We start from the raw sequence: 16,882 nt of genomic DNA on the forward strand, positions 1-16,882 counted from the left end.
TGCTGTCTGTGACTAAACGCAAGCAGCGCTGAAAAAAATCAGCGCTGCCTGTGTCTTACAGACGGGAGAATTCAATCACCCACACCCAGGGATTGACTTCCCAACTGGTGCCGCCGTACTGCAGGGCCCACTGCTTGCGGTAGGCATCTTTCGCAGAAACGGCTTCACTGTGCATAGTGAAGAAATTATTGAGGAAGTGAGAGTCAACCTGTACGCCTTCGGCAATCACGTCGTCGTCACTGATGTCCTGGATCCGTTCGGCGCGGATAGCAGTAATCACCAGATCGATACGGCTTGCCCAGCGCGGCATATGAATGCCCGCCTGCCAGCCAAAATTTTCATCGACTTCATCCGGGCTGTAGACGCTGGAATCGGCACGATACTGGCAGTAATCAATGTTTTTGAACTGCGCAGGGGAGTGCTGATACTGCGACATTTGATCCGCAGGCACCACCGGCCCGCGCCAGGTTTCACGTACCCAGAGGCGGTCACCCGGTTGTCCATAGGGGCAGTGGTAGCTGAGATTTTCCATCCCCAGCACCCGGTTGCCCTGCAGGTTATTGCTCAATACATCAATACCGTAACAACCTTCGTGGTTGTCCTGGCCTGGCCCAAATAACTGGGACTTCATGATGCGCCGTGTCTGTTTCTGCTGGCCTGAGAGCAGGGCGCGCACCCGTTGATCGCTAAATAGAATCGGGCGTTCTTTCATGGTTTGACCTCTAAAATGACTTTCTTAACCAGTTCCTGGTTCATAAGCAAAGTAAAAAAACAATACAGATAACTCCTAACATTAGCTCAAAAAAAGGGATTGGGATGTTTTTTTCTCTAATCATCAGGATATCTTATAAAAATAAAGACATTCTGCCCGTCTCAGGGCGGGTGCCGTTACCCAGGGCCGGTATCAGGTTGTGCCCGGCGTGTTCTGAGAGATAACCTGCGGCGTAACAAGATTGACATTTTACCCTATTACAATGCGTTAGTGTGATAGCTGCCTCTCAGAGACTGATTATTTTCCCTTTAAATAACCGGACCTGATGACCCGGACTGTGGATCGCTGTCGCGAAGTTATGTGTCTGTTGTTACGGTGATGCCTGCTTCGTATCATAATCTTTGTTTATCAGTTTGATCAAAATTCATCCATTAAAAAATGAACGGAAAAGACTGAAACTGTAAAAAATGCTGTAACAAGTGCGCAACAGCGGCTATAAGTTTGAAGTGGATCGCATTTTTATGATGAAAGGGATCACCCGTTACAGTGGGGGCCGGCCACTGACATCTCAACAAGTTCAAAAAATTAAGGAGAAGTCTATGACTCTGACACACTGGCAATCACGCTTTGAACACTGGCTGCATGAAACCTGGCAGCACGATGATAAAGCCCATGATGTGGCGCACCTTAAACGCGTGTGGCAGTCGGCGCAGCGCATCATGACAGGGACAGAAGCCGATGCGCTGGTCGTCCTGACTGGCTGCTATTTTCACGATATTGTTAACCTGCCGAAAAATCATCCTCAGCGCCATCTGGCTTCCGCTCAGGCCGCAGACGAGACGCGCCGGGTGTTACGAGACGTTTTCACCGATTTCCCGCCGGACAAGATAGAAGCGGTGGCGCATGCGGTACATGCGCACAGTTTCAGTGCCGCCGTGACGGCGGAAACGCTGGAGGCGAAAATTGTCCAGGATGCCGACCGTCTGGAGTCACTGGGGGCGATAGGCCTGGCACGGGTATTTTATGTTTCAGGGGCGCTGGGGCGCTCGCTGTTTGACAGTAACGACCCGCTGGCGCGTGAACGTCCGCTGGATGACACCGAGTGGGCGCTGGATCATTTCCAGAAAAAACTGCTTAAACTGCCTGAAACGATGCAAACGGCAGAAGGGCGGCGTCTGGCTGAGGTTAATGCCCGTTTTCTGGTGACCTACATGGCCAAGCTGTGCGCTGAACTGCGAGGGGATTTTTGTGCACTGGATAAAGAGGTGCTGGCCGAGTTCGCGCCTGCTGACGTCAAATATTAAATTTTTGTGACAGTATGGTTAAAGCGTGTGTTACAGGTTACGTTGTTGAGACAATTCTCAGGAGAATCAGGCAATGACCGACAAAGTAAGCTTAACGATTAAGATCGATCCCGCCTTAAAAGAAACGATTAAAACCCTTGCGCTCGACAGCCAGCTCTCTCTGAGTGATTTAGTCACTCAGCATCTGGTACAGAGTTTTTCTGCCCAGGCACCGAATGCGGTAGACAATACCCATACGGAAGAAGAGACCAGTGAACAGTTAAGCCAGTCCGAACTGAAACAGGTTCGTGCTCTGCTGAAGAAGTCGAAGAAGAAGAAGTAACCCGCTTTGCAGCGTCTCTCACACAGAGAGACGCTTCTCCTTTTCTGTCTGCCCCCTATAAAACAAACTGACTGACGCTGCGAGACAGCCTCTGCGCATGTTCAACCAGTGCCTCTGATGTGCCGGCGCTGCGCCGGGTCAACTGCTCGCTCTCTTTTACCTGCCCGGTCAGGCGGCCAATCTCCAGAGCGATGTTACTGACCCGCTGACTCTGAGCATCCGCGTTGTGCTGTAATTCATTCAGCAGGGTAACCACACCCGACACCGCCGAGGTCATCTCCTGGTACAGCCCGTCGAGCGCCTGCACCTGAGCAAAACCGCTGTCAATATGCTGATGTGTCGTGCCGATCAGTCCGTCAATCAGCCGCGTGGAGGAACTGCTTTTCTCCGACAGCAGGCTGATTTCTTTCGCCACGATCGAGAAGCTGCGGCCGTAAACCCCGGCGTGGGCCGACTCGATGGCGGCGTTCAGTGCGACCAGCCGCGTCTGGAGTGAAATGCCGTCCAGCAGGGAGACGATGCCGGAGATCTCTGTAGAGGCCTCGACAATCTGCCGCATCTGGGCTTCCACGGCCGTCATGACGGTGCCACAGCGCTGGGTAAGATGGTCAGTGGCCTGCGCCTGCTGCGTGGCGTTCTGGGTGAACGTGACGCTGTGGCCAACTTCTTCTGCCACGCGGTTAAGCCGCTGGCTGATATGCTCAAAGGCGCTGCTTTGCTGTTGATTATGGCTGCTGAATAACGTGTTCTGCTGCGCCATGCACTCCGCGCTCTCCCGGACGGCGCTGGAAATGGCGTTAATCTCGCCAACGATGTGTTGCAGGCCCTGCTGCATCCCGGCGACGTTCTGCTTGAGCTGGCGGATTTCGCTGCACTGTAACCGCCCCGGCTGAAGCTGTTGCGAAATATCCCCGGTGGCGATCCTGGCCAGCCAGCCGGACACGCGGTCAAGCGGCTGGATCACTCCGCGCAGCAGCAGCATGCCTCCCAGCAGTAGCAGTGTCCCCAGCAGCGCCGAGATGCCGAGAGACAGGTCGCGGCTTTCCGTCAGGGAAGAGAGCGTTGACTGGTTGAGGTCGTCCGCCTGGTGGTTGGCCTGCGTCAGTTCCTGATAATAGCTTTCGTTAAACTGCTGCTGAAATGCCTGCATCGGCACCATAAAAAAGGCGTCAATATCCCGCGCATTCAGCCCTTTCAGCTGTTCCTGCAGGCCGTCGGCCAGCAGATCAAAGTTCTGTTTGAGCGGGCTGTCTTTGGCCACCGGATACTGTGCGAACAGCTTGTGGGCATTATCCAGAGAGGTCTGCGCCGTTTCCGCCAGGCTTTTCCAGCTGTCGACCGAGCCGGTCTGATTATCCTGCATCAGGTAGATCCCGGCGCGATGGCTGTTGTCACTGGCGGTCAGCAGTTCCATACGCGCTTTATCCAGCAGCGCCTGGCGACCGGACAGACGATGGATATCGGATACGTTAGCCCCGGTGGTGTTGACCAGCCGGGTGAGTAACAGCACGCTGGCACACTGCAGCAGAGAGAAGATCAGCAGAAACAGAATGAATCCGCCGCGCAGGCTGCGCAGCCATTTTCCGTGATTGATTAACCGCGCTAAGCGGGGGCGCAGCAGCGTCCCGCGCAGGGGAAGCAGAGTGAGCATTGACATGGTAACCCCTTAAAATAAAACGGAGTATTCGCGGCTTGTGTGTCACTGGTGTTACAGCCTGGCAGCCAGCGGGCTAAAAAGAAGATTTTCTGCCGTTAAGGCAAATTTTCCTGAGGATTCCCGCTGACAATTTCGGCAACCGTGTCGGCCAGCCCCCATCGTCCACTGGCCCTGGTGTCACTGTGGCTTCCCCCCGTCAGCGGGCGGAGCGCCAGGGGGCAATTTCCCCCTGGCGCTGGGTCAATGAAGTGATAGACTGACACCTGTTTATCCCCTTTAACTGAGTGAATATGAGCGATTTTGACCGCGTGGCCGCTGAGCTGGCAGAACAGGCACGAGTGCAGGCACAACATAAAGAAGAGCAGGACCGTCAACTGCTGCTGCGCGTGCTGGAAATTTATGACCAGAAAACCGTGGCAGCAACGTTGCGCAAGGTCAGCCAGCAGGAGTGGACGCGCGAATCGGTCAACCGCTGGGTGAAAGGCAGCAGTCGTAAAACGCTAAATGAGGCGGAGGTCAGCCTGCTGCACAGCATGCTGCCGGCACCACCGGCGCACCATCCCGACTATGCGTTTCGCTTTATCGACCTGTTTGCCGGAATTGGCGGCATTCGCAGCGGATTCGAAGCGATTGGCGGGCAGTGCGTGTTTACCAGTGAATGGAATAAACACGCGGTGCGGACCTACAAAGCCAACTGGTACTGTGACGAGCAGCAGCATCGATTTAATCAGGATATCCGTGACGTGACGTTAAGCGGGGATGCCGGGGTCGGTGAAGAGCAGGCCTATCAGCATATTCGCCAGCAGGTGCCCGATCATGATGTGCTGCTGGCCGGCTTCCCGTGCCAGCCGTTCTCGCTGGCCGGCGTGTCGAAGAAAAATGCGCTGGGGCGTAAACATGGCTTTGAAGATGAAGCGCAGGGCACGCTGTTTTTCGATGTGGCACGTATTATCACCGCGAAGAAACCGGCGATATTCGTGCTGGAAAACGTCAAAAACCTGAAAAGCCACGACAAGGGCAATACCTTCCGCATTATTATGTCCACGCTTGATGAACTGGGTTACGACGTGGCGGATGCCGCGGTTTCCGGTACGCCAGACCCGAAGATTATCGACGGTAAGCACTTCCTGCCTCAGCACCGCGAGCGCATTGTGCTGGTGGGCTTTCGCCGCGACCTGGCGCTGCCTGCCTTCAGCCTCAGCGCGCTGTCCACGCTCTATCCGCAGCAGCGCACGCCGTTGAAAGCGCTGCTCGACACGGATGTGGACGCCAAATACATCCTGACGCCGACCCTGTGGAAATACCTCTACCAGTATGCGAAAAAGCACCAGGCGCGCGGCAACGGTTTTGGTTATGGTCTGGTTGATCCCGCGCGCGAGCAGGGTGTGGTGCGCACGCTGTCGGCCCGTTATTACAAGGACGGCTCGGAAATCCTCATCGATCGCGGCTGGGATAAAGCGCTGGGGGAAGCGGATTTTGACCATGCCGACAACCAGCAGCGGCGGCCGCGCCGCCTGACGCCGCGCGAGTGCGCCAGGCTGATGGGCTTTGAGCAGCCGGGAGAGCAGAACTTCCATATCCCGGTCTCCGACACGCAGGCCTATCGCCAGTTTGGCAACTCGGTGGTGGTGCCGGCGTTTGCCGCCGTGGCAAAGCTGCTGCTGCCGTGGATTGAACAGGCCGTGCAGCAGCGCCGGTGAAATTCACCCCGGTCATCACGCCAGGGCCGCTTTTAGCTACACTTAAGGTCTTCATGAAAGGAATATCAAGATGGCCGACGTTCACTCATCAGAAGTCCGTAGTAAGAACATGCGCGCTATTCGTACCCGCGATACGGCAATCGAAAAGCGGCTGGCCGAGCTGCTGGTCGGGCTTGGGCTGAACTACCGGGTACAGGACAAATCGCTGCCCGGACGCCCTGATTTTGTGCTGCCTGACTATCAGGCGATCATTTTTGTACACGGCTGTTTCTGGCACCGGCATCACTGCCATCTGTTTAAACTGCCCGCTACCCGCACGGCCTTCTGGCAGGGAAAAATAGACAGCAATGTGGCGCGTGATAAACGCTATATAGAGGAACTGAGCGCCAGCGGCTGGCGGGTTCTGCTGGTGTGGGAATGCGCGCTGCGGGGTAAAACCCGGCTGGAGGAGGCGGCGCTGAGTGCCCGTCTGGAGGAGTGGATCTGCGCCGCCAGCGGCAACGGCGAGATCGACGAGCAGGGTATCCGTACCCTGCCGTAGGGGCGGACCGTCTGTTCCGGTCCGCCCGCTTGCTCAGGAGGATTTCTCCGTGCACGGTTTCACTATCGGTTTTGCCGGGAACAGATATTTTCCCAACGTCACCAGGATCACCGCCAGCACGATAATCACCAGCGCCAGCCACTCACGGCCAGACAGACTCTCACCGGCAAAAGCGATGCCGAGCAGTACCGCCACCACCGGATTCACATAGGCATAGCTGGTGGCTATCGCCGGGGTAACGTTACGGATCAGGAACATATAGGCGTTGATGGCAATCACAGAGCCAAACAGGCTGAGGTAGCCGAGCGAGAAGAAACCGGCCAGTGAGGGCTTCTGCACCAGATGCTCGCCGCTCAACTGACTGGCTGTCAGCAACACCACCCCCGCAGCCAGCATCTCGACCGCCCCGGCCATCATGCCGTTTGGCAGTTCGATGCGCGAACCCCACACCGAACCAAATGCCCAGGTCAGCGAGCCGCCGAGGATCATCAGTGCGCCCCAGGGATTGCCGGCCAGGTGGCCGCTGCTGTTCAGCAGAATAATTCCCACCAGGCCGACCGCAATGCCCAGCCACTCAATCCAGCGGGTAGGAATGCCAAACAGCCGGCTGAAGCACATGGCAAACAGCGGCACGGTGGCGACCATCACCGCAGCCAGCCCGGATGGCACATGCTGATGTTCAGCCACCGTGACGGCACCATTTCCCATCGCCAGCAGCAGGACGCCGACAATCGCGGCGTTACCCGCCGCGCGCAGCGAGGGCAGTTTTTCCCCGCGGAGTAACAGAAAAGCCAGCAGTACCGCACCGGCGAGCAGGAAGCGTATCCCGGCCAGCATCATTGGCGGCCAGCTTTCGACCCCGATACGGATCACCAGATAGGTGGATCCCCAGATGAAATACAGTGAGAACAGTGCGGCAAGAAGCGGCAGCAGAGCAGGGGCGCGGCGTAACGTCATTTCAGGTTCATATCCTTGAAAGAAGACCCGTCAACAGCAGGCGGGTAAATCAGCGGGTAAAAACGAACAGGGGAAAGATTTTGCCACTAATTATCCCAGGCGTGAGGAATTTTTTTACAAAATTTGCACTCTTTGCCCATAATTGCTTAGATCGTTTCCCTCTTTACTACAGCCAGCCAGGGGTGGGCTATGGCCAGTGTCAAACTGACGGTAAGACGTTTGTACAAACTCAGCGGCGAGCGCATGGTGAATACCCAAGCGACGGCGCGTGTTTATGTGGGCGATCGTCTGATTGCCACCGAAGAGATTAGCGGGATGACGGAAAGCCCGGTGAGTAAATATCTGCACCATGCGGAAACGCAGGGGCAGGCAGTGCGCGTTGAGTGGGACTGTGATGGCATCGCCGATATGACGGTGACTGAAATGGAGCAGTGCCCCTGTTGTCAACATGATGAATATGAATAAGGAATCTGATTTTGGCCGGAAGCAGTTTACTGACCTTACTGGACGATATTGCCACACTGCTGGATGACGTAGCGGTGATGGGCAAAGTGGCGGCAAAGAAAACCGCCGGTGTGCTGGGTGACGATTTATCGCTGAATGCCCAGCAGGTCAGCGGGGTGAAAGCCAACCGTGAACTGCCTGTGGTATGGAGCGTGGCGAAAGGGTCCTTCCTTAACAAGCTGATCCTGGTGCCGCTGGCGCTGCTGATCAGTGCTTTTGCCCCGTGGGCAATCACGCCGCTGCTGATGGTGGGCGGGGCCTACCTCTGCTTCGAGGGCGTGGAAAAGGTGCTGCACAGCCTGCATAAAGATAAAAGCCAGGAGACGCCACAGGCGCGTGAAGCACGTTTGCTGAAAGCAGCGCAGCAGGACCCGGCGGAATTCGAGAAGAAAAAGGTCAAGGGCGCCGTTCGCACCGATTTTATCCTCTCGGCGGAAATCGTGGCGATTACTCTCGGCATCGTGTCGGAAGCGCCGCTGCTGAATCAGGTCATTGTGCTGTCCGGCGTGGCCATCCTGGTGACGATCGGCGTATACGGCATTGTGGCTGGCATCGTAAAAATTGACGATCTCGGTCTGTGGTTGCAGCAGAAGTCATCCGCGGCGGCAAAGGCTATCGGCGGCGTGCTGCTGGTTGCCGCACCGTGGCTGATGAAGATTTTAACGGTAGTCGGTACGCTGGCGATGTTCCTGGTGGGCGGTGGCATTATCGTACACGGTGTGCCGTTCCTGCATCACACCATTGAGCACTTCAGTGCAGGCCTGCACGGGCTGCTGGTGATGCTGGTAAGCAACCTGGCGAATCTGATCATCGGCTTTATCGTGGGGTCGATTGTGCTGTGCGGGGTAAATTTGATTGCCAGAATGCGCCAGAAATCAGTATAAAGACGAGTTGAAATCAGTAAATGTCCAGGAGTTATGATGAACGACGATATGTTTGAATTTGATATTGATGCTCAGCTGGAGCAGGCGGAAGCCAATGCTCAGAAGAAAGCGGCCGAAGTGCCTGCTGATTTGGGCGACGAAGCCGACTGCGAAGGCTGCAAAATCTAATCGCAAAATGCGACGGATTTCACATAAAAAGCGTGTAGTAAAACTACACGCTTTTTTTATATTCAGCCTTTTTAACTGCTTATTTGAATTTAACAATTGTTTTACCTCGCGTTAACAGCGCGCTTAATATTCAGATGCTATAACTACCTGACGATTGATAACCAGATAGGGAGGTGCTTTATATGAGCTTTATAGTCAGTGATGAAGTGCAACATAAGGAAGGTGGTCAGGCGATGATTGTCACCGGCGTCGCCAGTGGGATGGTCGAGTGTCGCTGGTATGACGGTTTCAGCGTGCGCCGCGAGGCGTTTCGTGAAGAAGAGCTGTCGTGTTTATCGTCCACTAGCCGGTTAGCGGGCTAGCAACCTCGTACCGCAATCGGACTATCAGGGGTCGGCTTGCCCGACCCGCATTTTTTCTGCTGCTCGGTTACAATTCGTTTTTAATACAGAATTCTTCCCAGCTCATGCCCAGTGCCTCGGCATGGGTGTGCAGATACGCTTCAATCGCCGCGACCATCACCTCTTTATCCGGCTCTGCCAGCTGGATCGCAAACAGCATACCGTCGAGTTTCTTTTCGCGCACGTACGCTGCATAGGCGCGATCTTTCTGCATTGACTGAAGCTGAGGCACACTCATGCCGAGCGTGGCGGCCTGTTCGGCCGTCAGGTTCTCAATGCCGGATTTCAGCGTCGGGTGGGCCTCGAGAAACAGATCTCTGGCGATGGCGTAATATTCTTCAACGGTTTTCATAACGATGGGTCCGGATAGTGGCACTGAAATTTGCAGGCGCTAGTGTACACGGCGCGGCTGAGTGGCGAAAGTCAGCCCGACAGGACGCATCGGGCTTGCGGCGGGGCGGGTAAAAATTATAACGTATCGCCTAATTGATAAATCAGGATGAAAAAATGAAAAAGTGGATTGTTGCCGCAGCGGCGGTTGTTACCCTCAGTGGCTGTGCGCAGATACCTGATTACGCGGCCGCCGTGAAAACACCGCCACCGGCAGCGCTGGTAGGAAACTGGCAGACCTTCGGGCCGCAGCGCGGTCTGGTCAGCGATAAGGCGCAAGCCAGCCTGATTATCACCGCCGGGGGCGATACGCTGGACTGCCGCCAGTGGCAGCGCGTGATTGCTAAACCGGGCAAGGTGACATTCTTTGACGGTGACTGGGTGAATGTGAATCAGCAGGCGCGCGTGATGCCGCTGGAGCTGGAAGGGTCAGAGCTGCACTACGATAAGCTGACTCTGCAAAAGGTGTCTCAGCCTACGCCGGAGTGCCAGAAAGCGCTCGGCGATCTGGCGAAACCGAAAGCGGCAGCAGCGCCACAGCCGGTTGAGCAGGCTGCAGCGCCGAAAGCCCATAATAAAATGACCTATACGCAAAAATAATCCGCGCTGCCGTGGCCGGTCTGGCCACGGCAGGACGTCAGCTTATCACCCACACGCTGACGCTTCCCGGCTGACAGCGAAATACCGCGCTGCCCTGTTCGTCACTGACGATGGTCTCTGCACGATACCCCAGGAGGTCGTGCCAGCTTTTTCCGGCATAGTTTTCCCCCAGATCCAGCGTTTTTTCGCCCGCGTCACCGTTTGACATGATCACCACGCAGCCCGGCATCTCCTGCGTGCCGCTGCGGGCAAAAGCGATGCAGTTAGGGTGGTCAAACCATTCGCGCTGTTCACCGTGGGCATACTGCTGACGTGCGCGGATCAGCGTTTCCAGCCCGTCAATTACCGGCATATCAATCTGGTGCTGTTCGCCATCGCCGCCTTCATCTTCATAGCTGGCACCAAACAGGTCAGGGTAGAACAGTGCTGGAATGCCGTTTTCCCGCAGCAGAATCAGCGCGTACGCCAGCGGCTTAAACCATGACTCTACCGGGGCTTCCAGCGCCTGTAGCGGCTGCGTATCATGATTGGCGACAATGGTCACCGCATGCCACGGATCGGTTGCCACCAGGGTATTGGTGAAGATCTGGCTGAGATCGTAGTCCGCTCCCTGTCTGGACGCCGTATGGAAGTTCATCTGCAGCGGAGCGTCAAACAGCATGGTCTTCCCTTCGACCTGGTGAATATACTGTTGCAGCTTATCCACTTCGTGTGACCAGTATTCCGCCACGATCAACAGCGGTTGATCGGCGACTTCCTGTACGTGCTCGATCCACTCTTTATAGAACCAGGCGGGAATGTGTTTCACCGCATCAAGGCGGAACCCGCGGCAGTGAACCTCTTTCATCACCCAGCGCGCCCAGTATTTCAGCTCTTCGGTCACCGCGTGATTGCGGAAATCGATATTCGCCCCCATCAGATAGTCAAAATTGCCCAGCTCATCATCAACCTGGTCGTTCCAGCCTTCGCCGGTATAGTCATTAACAATCTTGAAAACGCCGTTTTCATCAGGATTTTCGATGTGGTCAACGCCGCTGAAGCACTTGTAGTCCCAGACAAACTGCGAATACTGTCCGCCGCGAACCGGGAAGGTAAAGCGCGTCCAGGCCTCGGCGGTCAGCACGTCGGGGTCTATCTCTTCGCGATTATCCGGGTTGACGCGGTTAACCTGCACCTGCTCTTTCTCGTCGGCGCCCATTTTATGATTGAGCACGACGTCAAGAATCACCCCAATGCCGTGAGATTTCAGTGTATCGACCGCAGCCAGCAGCTGCTCTTTGTCGCCATACTTGGTGGCGCGTGAGCCTTTCTGCTCAAATTCACCCAGGTCAAACAGGTCATAGCTGTCATAGCCGACCGAATAACCGCCGGATTCCCCTTTATAAGCCGGGGGCAGCCAGACATCGGTAATACCGATTTCTGCCAGCCATGCCGCACGTTCTGCCGCTTCCGGCCAGAGTTTGCCGCCTGTAGGGTAGTACCAGTGAAAAAACTGCAACAGAGTGGGATTGTGCATGTCGTGGATCCATTTTCGCCAGACGGGAAAATGAAGTATGAGCGAAGCGGGGAGAAAAGCGCGGGCCAGGGTAGAAATATTTATTTCACTCTGGCCCACAGGACAACGTAAAAGGGGACATGCGAGTTAACTGTCAGGTTTATCCGTTAGCTCCGGTGGGAAAAAGCACCACGCCGGACGCTTTGGTATAGGCATTGTGCACCGACTTCTGACGCCCGGCCTGCTGGATCATGCCGGAAATCTCATCCTGACGACGCTTCAGCAATACTTTCAGTTCTGATTCGTTATCAAGGATATGGCGGAGAATCGGGCGCAGCTGTTCCTGAGTATGGTTAGGAACCGGATTGTTCTGCGTGGTTTTCGCCAGTTTTTCCACGGCGCTGAGGTAGTTGACTTCCGTATCAATCAGTTCGTCCCACTGTCCTTCTCCAGCCAGACGCAGCATCGACTGACTGTGAGTCAAAATTTCCTGATAAATCGCGAGCAGATGTGGGGCAATGTTCATGTCTACAGAGTCCTAAACCAGAGCGGTTGTGCCTGAAACCTCTTTCCAGGCGTCGGCGATATTGCGCAACAGCGCTTCAACTTCTTCAATCCCCTGAGGATCGTTGTCGATGTTAGCGCGCAGCAGACGATGCACCATGTAGCGGTACAGGCCTAACAGATTTTGCGTTAACTCGTCTTCACTGCTTTCATCCAGGCCCAGTTTCAGACCGTTATCAATAATGTTAATCGCCTTAGAGAGTGACTCCCCTTTTTTGACGATATTCCCCTCCTGCAAAAAGAGACGGGCGCGAACCAGGGCACTGAGTGCCCCGTCAAACAGCAGAGTGATCAGCTGGTCATTGCTGGCACTCATCACTGCACTTTCGACGCCGATCTTTGCATAGGCTTTAGTACCGCTGGCGCTATACATTGTGGCTCCTTACTTAGTGGAACTGTTAGTTGTCGCAAACTGCTGTGTCAGATAGCTGCTGGTATTGTTCAGTTTGCTGATCATCACATCCAGCGCGGTGAACTGGGCTTTCAGTCGTGTGACGGTGGCATCGATAGTGTCGCTGACCTTATTGTACTGCACGGTCAGGTTGTTCAGCGTTTTACTGACGCCATTCGTTGCTGCCTGGATGATCCCGGTGCTGGATAACCAGCTGGTCAGATTTGTGGCGATTTTGGTGGAGATGCCGGTGGTTTTGCCGTCACCGATAATCATCGCCTTGATGCCATCCGGATCTTTTGCCAGCGCAGTATCCAGCTTGCTCTGATCGGTAATCAGTTTGCCGCTGGTGGGGTCGGTAGTGATGCCAATCTGCGACAGACTTTTAAACGTCGAGGTGCTGGCGGTATTGGTCAGCAGGTTTTTCATCTGCGACTGAATAGAACGCAGTGTACTGTCACCGAGCAGAGCGCCATTGCTGCTGTCTTGTGTAGCACCAGTATCAACAGCCGTGTATTTTGTCAGGGTATTCAGACTGTCCTGCAGGGCGTTATACGCGGTGGCCCAGTCGGCAATGGTCTTCGAGGCGCTGCTGGTATCTTTAGTGATGGTCAGCGTCTGGGTGCCGGTGGTTTCTGCCGACAGATTCAGCGTGATCCCTTCCAGCGCATCGCTGATGGTGTTGCTGCTGTTTTCGATATCAACGTTGTTTACTTTCAGCAGGGCATTCTGAGCGGCAACGCTCTGTGTGACATTACCGCCAGGAGTGCCGTCATAGGCCAGCAACCCCTGAATAGCACTGTCGCCAGTCACGCTGATGGTAGCCGCGTTATCTTCACCCGTTTTATCCGAGGTCAGCGACAGACGGTAGCTGCCATCACCGGTTTTGATAATGCTGGCGGTCATGCCGGTATCCGCTTTATTGATCGCATCGCGAATACCGGTCAGCGAGGAGTCAGCGGCACTGACGCTCACTTCAACCGCTTTGTCGCTGCCGGCCAGTTTAATGGAGATCTTGCTGTCAGCCGTCGCCAGCGCGGTCGTGTTGCTGGTCTGCGACGCGGTGGTCAGCGTTTGTGCGGTCGCCAGCTGAGAAACGGCGATGGTGTATTTACCCGCTACCGCACCTGCGCTGGTGGTGGCGCTGAATGCCGTCGAGCTGCTGACGGTTTTGGTGGAGCTGAACAGATCGGCTTTGTTCAGTTTGTCATTGGCCACCTGAAAGGTGGTCAGTGCACTCTTCATAGAGCTGTAGGCGCTCAGCTTGGCAGTATAAGCAGTCTGCTGCGCGGAGATTGGGGTCAGCGCAGCCTTTTCTGATTTCTGCATACTGTCAAGGATGTCAGCTAACTGGAGGCCGGAGCCGATACCTAAGGTAGATACACTTGCCATGATGTTTCCTTTATATAATCAGGACGGAGTATGAATACCGAAGTTATCGGCCATTGATGAACAAAGTTTACGATTATTTGTGCAACGGCAATAAAGCGAATAGCGGCAATAAGGAGGGGTATTTCAGCGGGTAGGGCAAAACGAAAAAAAAACGCGGTGAGGCTAAAAAAAATCTAAAGGTTAGCGGGGGACAGACGATAACAACTTTGACGGCGATGAAGCCGGGGGGCAAACAAGCCCAACCACTTAACCCGAAATGATTTAACAGGAAACTTTATCATGGCACAAGTAATCAATACCAACAGCCTCTCGCTGATCACTCAGAACAACATCAACAAAAACCAGTCTGCTCTGTCTACTTCTATTGAGCGCCTGTCTTCTGGCCTGCGTATCAACAGCGCGAAAGACGATGCTGCTGGTCAGGCGATTGCTAACCGCTTCACCTCTAACATTAAAGGTCTGACTCAGGCCGCTCGTAACGCCAACGACGGTATCTCTGCAGCGCAGACCACTGAAGGCGCACTGTCAGAAATCAACAACAACTTACAGCGCGTTCGTGAACTGACCGTACAGGCAACTACTGGTACTAACTCTACCTCTGACCTGTCTTCCATCCAGGACGAAATCAAATCCCGTCTGTCTGAAATCGACCGCGTATCGGGTCAGACTCAGTTCAACGGCGTGAACGTACTGGCTAAAGATGGCAAAATGTCCATCCAGGTTGGCGCCAACGACGGTCAGAAAATTGACATCGACCTGCAGCAAATTGACTCCTCTACACTGGGGCTGGGCGGTTTCTCTGTGTCTGGTAACGCTCTGAAAGTTGGCGATTCCATCACTCAGATCACTGGCGCTGCTGCAACTGCACCAGTTGCTGTTGACCTGTCAGCCGCTGCCACTGCACTGACTACTTCAACCGGTAAAACTGTTGATGCATCTAGCCTGACCCTGCACAACACGCTGTCTTCAACTGGCGCTCCAACTGCTCAGTTCGTGGTACAGAGCGGTAGCGATTTCTACTCAGCGTCTATCAACCATACTTCTGGTGCAGTAACGCTGAATAAAGCTGACGTTGAGTATAAAGATAGCACCAACGGTCTGACTACTGCTGCAACGCAGGCTAACCAGCTGATCAAAGTCGGTACTGACTCAACTGGCGCTGCTAAGGGTTATGTGACCTTCCAGGGCAAAAACTACGCAACTACCGTTACTACTGCACTGGCAGATGACAACACTAAAGCCGGTACTGACAACAAAGTTGTTGTCGAGCTGTCAGGTGCAACCCCAACTGCTCAGTTCACTGGCGCAGCTTCTTCTAACCCACTGGCCATGCTGGACAAAGCGATTGCTCAGGTTGATACCTTCCGTTCAAGCCTGGGTGCGGTACAGAACCGTCTGAACTCAGCGGTAACTAACCTGAACAACACCACTACCAACCTGTCTTCAGCACAGTCTCGTATTCAGGATGCCGACTACGCGGTTGAAGTGTCTAACCTGTCTAAAGCACAGATCGTACAGCAGGCGGGTAACTCAGTGTTGGCTAAAGCTAACCAGGTTCCACAGCAGGTTCTGTCTCTGCTGCAGGGCTAATCGATTTATCGATAAGCACACGAAAGGCGACCTCAGGTCGCCTTTTTATTAAGGCAATAATTCGATGTTAAGCGGAACCGATTATGAAAGAGATTAAAGTTGTTGAACCGGTTTTTGTCACTGACTTCAAGTGTGTTGGCAGTGAATGTCGTGACCACTGTTGCAAGGGGTGGGATGTCACACTGGATAAAACAACGGTCAATCGCTATCTGAAAAGCACCCAGATTGACATCAGAAATATTGCTTCAGAAAGTATTGTGACGGTGAAGAAAAGCTTCCAGAAATGGGGCGTGATGAAGCTCAGCGCCCAAAAAAGCTGTGCGTTTATGGATGAGGATAAGCTGTGCAAAGTGCATAAACAGATGGGACCCGCCGCACTCAGCCCAACCTGTGCCACCTATCCCCGTATTCAGCAAGCGTATAAATTTGAGGTCAATAAATCCCTCACACTTTCCTGCCCGGAAGCGACAAAACAATTGTTAAGCCGCCCGGATGCGATGCTGTTAAATCAGTCAGTACAGATTCAGGCTACGGCAAACAAAAATGTGGACGTTGATAACGAGCACAAGTTAGTCAACCTGATGTGTGCCAACATGATCAAAACGGCGGGTTGCAATGCCAATGAAGGGTTATATGGCATCACCATGTTATTGCTCCATCTTGATCAGATGAAAAAGGATCAGGGATTCAATGCCGAAGCCTTAGAAAATGATTATTTCAATATCATTGACGCGATTCAAAACGGTTCTGTGGCGAAAAGCATTGCTGAACTCAACAACAATCACCCATTACAGTGGTCATTGTTGTTAAGGATGCAAACCTATTTTTCCGCTAAAACGGCAACGCGCTCTTCCGGTATGTTGCAGCATTACCTGCTCAAGCTGGTGCATATTCAGGTTCATGATGCGAAAGAGAATGACATTGGCTCATCTATGGCGCGGCTTGATGCGGTATGGAATGAAAAAGTGATGCCGTGGATGGCAGAGCGCCCGCATTTGATCAGCAATTATCTGCAATATCGCATTTACAGTGATACGTTCCCGGGTTACGAGGGGCGCTCACCGTTAGCCAGTCTTTATCTGTTGACCGCCGAGTGGTTTATGATTCGATCGCTGATTGCTGCCTGCGTAGAGCTGGTGGGCGTCATTGACGAGTTTGATATTGTAAATATTATTTATAGCTTCCATGCCGTGACGAAACATAATAATTCTTCAATGGCTGCGTTCTTTGAGGAAATTGATCAGGTCAAGGTCAACGACGATCTGTCTTTGATTTATCTTTTGAAGTAATTGCTCTTTAAACGTAAATCC

Annotated in this window: 19 protein-coding genes; 11 read left to right on the top strand and 8 right to left on the bottom strand. The window is 53.9% G+C overall.

What is annotated here, in order from left to right; all coding sequences use genetic code 11:
- Positions 1–55: 55 nt before the first annotated feature.
- Complete coding sequence (locus tag ABEH87_RS02100; protein ID WP_346573475.1) at positions 56–712, bottom strand: hypothetical protein; 657 nt, start codon at positions 710–712, stop codon at positions 56–58.
- Positions 713–1,311: 599 nt separating this feature from the next.
- On the opposite strand from ABEH87_RS02100, the gene ABEH87_RS02105 reads away from it, so the two are divergent.
- Both ABEH87_RS02105 and ABEH87_RS02110 read left to right on the top strand, forming a co-directional pair.
- On the top strand, positions 1,312–2,016 hold the full coding sequence (locus ABEH87_RS02105) for a phosphohydrolase (protein WP_346573477.1): 705 nt from the start codon (positions 1,312–1,314) through the stop codon (positions 2,014–2,016).
- A 73-nt stretch (positions 2,017–2,089) separates the two neighbouring features.
- Positions 2,090–2,338 carry a hypothetical protein gene (locus ABEH87_RS02110; protein ID WP_346573479.1) on the top strand — a complete coding sequence of 83 codons (249 nt, stop codon included), beginning with the start codon at positions 2,090–2,092 and terminating at the stop codon, positions 2,336–2,338.
- 55 nt (positions 2,339–2,393) lie between these two features.
- Here the strand turns inward: ABEH87_RS02110 and ABEH87_RS02115 are convergent, their stop codons facing one another.
- Positions 2,394–3,995: a methyl-accepting chemotaxis protein gene (locus ABEH87_RS02115; protein ID WP_346573481.1), complete on the bottom strand. Its 1,602-nt coding sequence runs from the start codon at positions 3,993–3,995 to the stop codon at positions 2,394–2,396.
- Positions 3,996–4,285: 290 nt separating this feature from the next.
- Between ABEH87_RS02115 and ABEH87_RS02120 the strand changes: the two genes are divergently transcribed.
- A complete protein-coding gene (locus ABEH87_RS02120) occupies positions 4,286–5,695 on the top strand; it encodes a DNA cytosine methyltransferase (RefSeq protein ID WP_346573483.1) in 1,410 nt (469 codons plus the stop codon).
- Positions 5,696–5,765: 70 nt separating this feature from the next.
- Positions 5,766–6,236 carry a DNA mismatch endonuclease Vsr gene (gene vsr, locus ABEH87_RS02125; RefSeq protein WP_346573485.1) on the top strand — a complete coding sequence of 157 codons (471 nt, stop codon included), beginning with the start codon at positions 5,766–5,768 and terminating at the stop codon, positions 6,234–6,236.
- A gap of 33 nt (positions 6,237–6,269) precedes the next feature.
- Here the strand turns inward: vsr and yedA are convergent, their stop codons facing one another.
- Positions 6,270–7,193, bottom strand: a complete 924-nt coding sequence (yedA, locus tag ABEH87_RS02130; protein ID WP_346573487.1) for a drug/metabolite exporter YedA — start codon at positions 7,191–7,193, stop codon at positions 6,270–6,272.
- Between the two features lie 189 nt (positions 7,194–7,382).
- On the opposite strand from yedA, the gene ABEH87_RS02135 reads away from it, so the two are divergent.
- The 4 genes from ABEH87_RS02135 (at position 7,383) to ABEH87_RS02150 (ending at position 9,111) form a co-directional block, all read left to right on the top strand.
- Positions 7,383–7,658, top strand: coding sequence for a hypothetical protein (locus ABEH87_RS02135; protein ID WP_346573489.1), 276 nt, complete (start codon positions 7,383–7,385; stop codon positions 7,656–7,658).
- An 11-nt stretch (positions 7,659–7,669) separates the two neighbouring features.
- Positions 7,670–8,581, top strand: a complete 912-nt coding sequence (locus tag ABEH87_RS02140) for a DUF808 domain-containing protein (RefSeq protein WP_346573491.1) — start codon at positions 7,670–7,672, stop codon at positions 8,579–8,581.
- A gap of 36 nt (positions 8,582–8,617) precedes the next feature.
- Positions 8,618–8,749, top strand: a complete 132-nt coding sequence (locus ABEH87_RS02145) for a hypothetical protein (RefSeq protein WP_255210125.1) — start codon at positions 8,618–8,620, stop codon at positions 8,747–8,749.
- 182 nt (positions 8,750–8,931) lie between these two features.
- The gene (locus ABEH87_RS02150) at positions 8,932–9,111 is read left to right on the top strand and encodes a DUF2158 domain-containing protein (protein WP_346573493.1); all 180 of its coding nucleotides are present in this window, start codon (positions 8,932–8,934) and stop codon (positions 9,109–9,111) included.
- A 67-nt stretch (positions 9,112–9,178) separates the two neighbouring features.
- Here ABEH87_RS02150 and ABEH87_RS02155 read toward each other — a convergent pair whose 3' ends face one another.
- The gene (locus ABEH87_RS02155; protein WP_346573495.1) at positions 9,179–9,502 is read right to left on the bottom strand and encodes a DUF6388 family protein; all 324 of its coding nucleotides are present in this window, start codon (positions 9,500–9,502) and stop codon (positions 9,179–9,181) included.
- Between the two features lie 155 nt (positions 9,503–9,657).
- Here ABEH87_RS02155 and yedD point away from each other — a divergent pair, with 155 nt between their 5' ends.
- Positions 9,658–10,140: a lipoprotein YedD gene (gene yedD / locus ABEH87_RS02160; RefSeq protein ID WP_346573497.1), complete on the top strand. Its 483-nt coding sequence runs from the start codon at positions 9,658–9,660 to the stop codon at positions 10,138–10,140.
- Positions 10,141–10,177: 37 nt separating this feature from the next.
- On the opposite strand, the gene amyA is transcribed toward yedD, so the two are convergent.
- The 4 genes from amyA to fliD form a co-directional block, all read right to left on the bottom strand.
- On the bottom strand, positions 10,178–11,656 hold the full coding sequence (amyA, locus tag ABEH87_RS02165; protein WP_346573499.1) for an alpha-amylase: 1,479 nt from the start codon (positions 11,654–11,656) through the stop codon (positions 10,178–10,180).
- Between the two features lie 139 nt (positions 11,657–11,795).
- Entirely contained in the window at positions 11,796–12,161 is a 366-nt protein-coding gene (gene fliT, locus ABEH87_RS02170; protein WP_346573501.1) for a flagella biosynthesis regulatory protein FliT, read from the bottom strand.
- A gap of 12 nt (positions 12,162–12,173) precedes the next feature.
- Entirely contained in the window at positions 12,174–12,572 is a 399-nt protein-coding gene (fliS, locus tag ABEH87_RS02175; RefSeq protein ID WP_346573503.1) for a flagellar export chaperone FliS, read from the bottom strand.
- A 9-nt stretch (positions 12,573–12,581) separates the two neighbouring features.
- Entirely contained in the window at positions 12,582–13,982 is a 1,401-nt protein-coding gene (gene fliD / locus ABEH87_RS02180; RefSeq protein ID WP_346573505.1) for a flagellar filament capping protein FliD, read from the bottom strand.
- Positions 13,983–14,261: 279 nt separating this feature from the next.
- Here fliD and ABEH87_RS02185 point away from each other — a divergent pair, with 279 nt between their 5' ends.
- Entirely contained in the window at positions 14,262–15,572 is a 1,311-nt protein-coding gene (locus ABEH87_RS02185) for a FliC/FljB family flagellin (RefSeq protein WP_346573507.1), read from the top strand.
- 83 nt (positions 15,573–15,655) lie between these two features.
- Complete coding sequence (gene fliB, locus ABEH87_RS02190; RefSeq protein WP_346573509.1) at positions 15,656–16,861, top strand: flagellin lysine-N-methylase; 1,206 nt, start codon at positions 15,656–15,658, stop codon at positions 16,859–16,861.
- The last annotated feature ends 21 nt before the right edge of the window (positions 16,862–16,882 follow it).

This window comes from Erwinia sp. Eh17-17 (assembly GCF_039675725.1).
In the GTDB taxonomy this organism is placed as follows: domain Bacteria; phylum Pseudomonadota; class Gammaproteobacteria; order Enterobacterales; family Enterobacteriaceae; genus Erwinia.

Excerpts from the sequence above, each read along its gene's own strand:
- ABEH87_RS02100 (WP_346573475.1), bottom strand. The coding sequence starts at position 712 with ATGAAAGAACGCCCGATTCTATTTAGCGATCAACGGGTGCGCGCCCTG.
- ABEH87_RS02105 (WP_346573477.1), top strand. The coding sequence starts at position 1,312 with ATGACTCTGACACACTGGCAATCACGCTTTGAACACTGGCTGCATGAA.
- ABEH87_RS02110 (WP_346573479.1), top strand. The coding sequence starts at position 2,090 with ATGACCGACAAAGTAAGCTTAACGATTAAGATCGATCCCGCCTTAAAA.
- ABEH87_RS02115 (WP_346573481.1), bottom strand. The coding sequence starts at position 3,995 with ATGTCAATGCTCACTCTGCTTCCCCTGCGCGGGACGCTGCTGCGCCCC.
- ABEH87_RS02120 (WP_346573483.1), top strand. The coding sequence starts at position 4,286 with ATGAGCGATTTTGACCGCGTGGCCGCTGAGCTGGCAGAACAGGCACGA.
- vsr (WP_346573485.1), top strand. The coding sequence starts at position 5,766 with ATGGCCGACGTTCACTCATCAGAAGTCCGTAGTAAGAACATGCGCGCT.
- yedA (WP_346573487.1), bottom strand. The coding sequence starts at position 7,193 with ATGACGTTACGCCGCGCCCCTGCTCTGCTGCCGCTTCTTGCCGCACTG.
- ABEH87_RS02135 (WP_346573489.1), top strand. The coding sequence starts at position 7,383 with ATGGCCAGTGTCAAACTGACGGTAAGACGTTTGTACAAACTCAGCGGC.
- ABEH87_RS02145 (WP_255210125.1), top strand. The coding sequence starts at position 8,618 with ATGAACGACGATATGTTTGAATTTGATATTGATGCTCAGCTGGAGCAG.
- ABEH87_RS02150 (WP_346573493.1), top strand. The coding sequence starts at position 8,932 with ATGAGCTTTATAGTCAGTGATGAAGTGCAACATAAGGAAGGTGGTCAG.
- ABEH87_RS02155 (WP_346573495.1), bottom strand. The coding sequence starts at position 9,502 with ATGAAAACCGTTGAAGAATATTACGCCATCGCCAGAGATCTGTTTCTC.
- yedD (WP_346573497.1), top strand. The coding sequence starts at position 9,658 with ATGAAAAAGTGGATTGTTGCCGCAGCGGCGGTTGTTACCCTCAGTGGC.
- amyA (WP_346573499.1), bottom strand. The coding sequence starts at position 11,656 with ATGCACAATCCCACTCTGTTGCAGTTTTTTCACTGGTACTACCCTACA.
- fliT (WP_346573501.1), bottom strand. The coding sequence starts at position 12,161 with ATGAACATTGCCCCACATCTGCTCGCGATTTATCAGGAAATTTTGACT.
- fliS (WP_346573503.1), bottom strand. The coding sequence starts at position 12,572 with ATGTATAGCGCCAGCGGTACTAAAGCCTATGCAAAGATCGGCGTCGAA.
- fliD (WP_346573505.1), bottom strand. The coding sequence starts at position 13,982 with ATGGCAAGTGTATCTACCTTAGGTATCGGCTCCGGCCTCCAGTTAGCT.
- ABEH87_RS02185 (WP_346573507.1), top strand. The coding sequence starts at position 14,262 with ATGGCACAAGTAATCAATACCAACAGCCTCTCGCTGATCACTCAGAAC.
- fliB (WP_346573509.1), top strand. The coding sequence starts at position 15,656 with ATGAAAGAGATTAAAGTTGTTGAACCGGTTTTTGTCACTGACTTCAAG.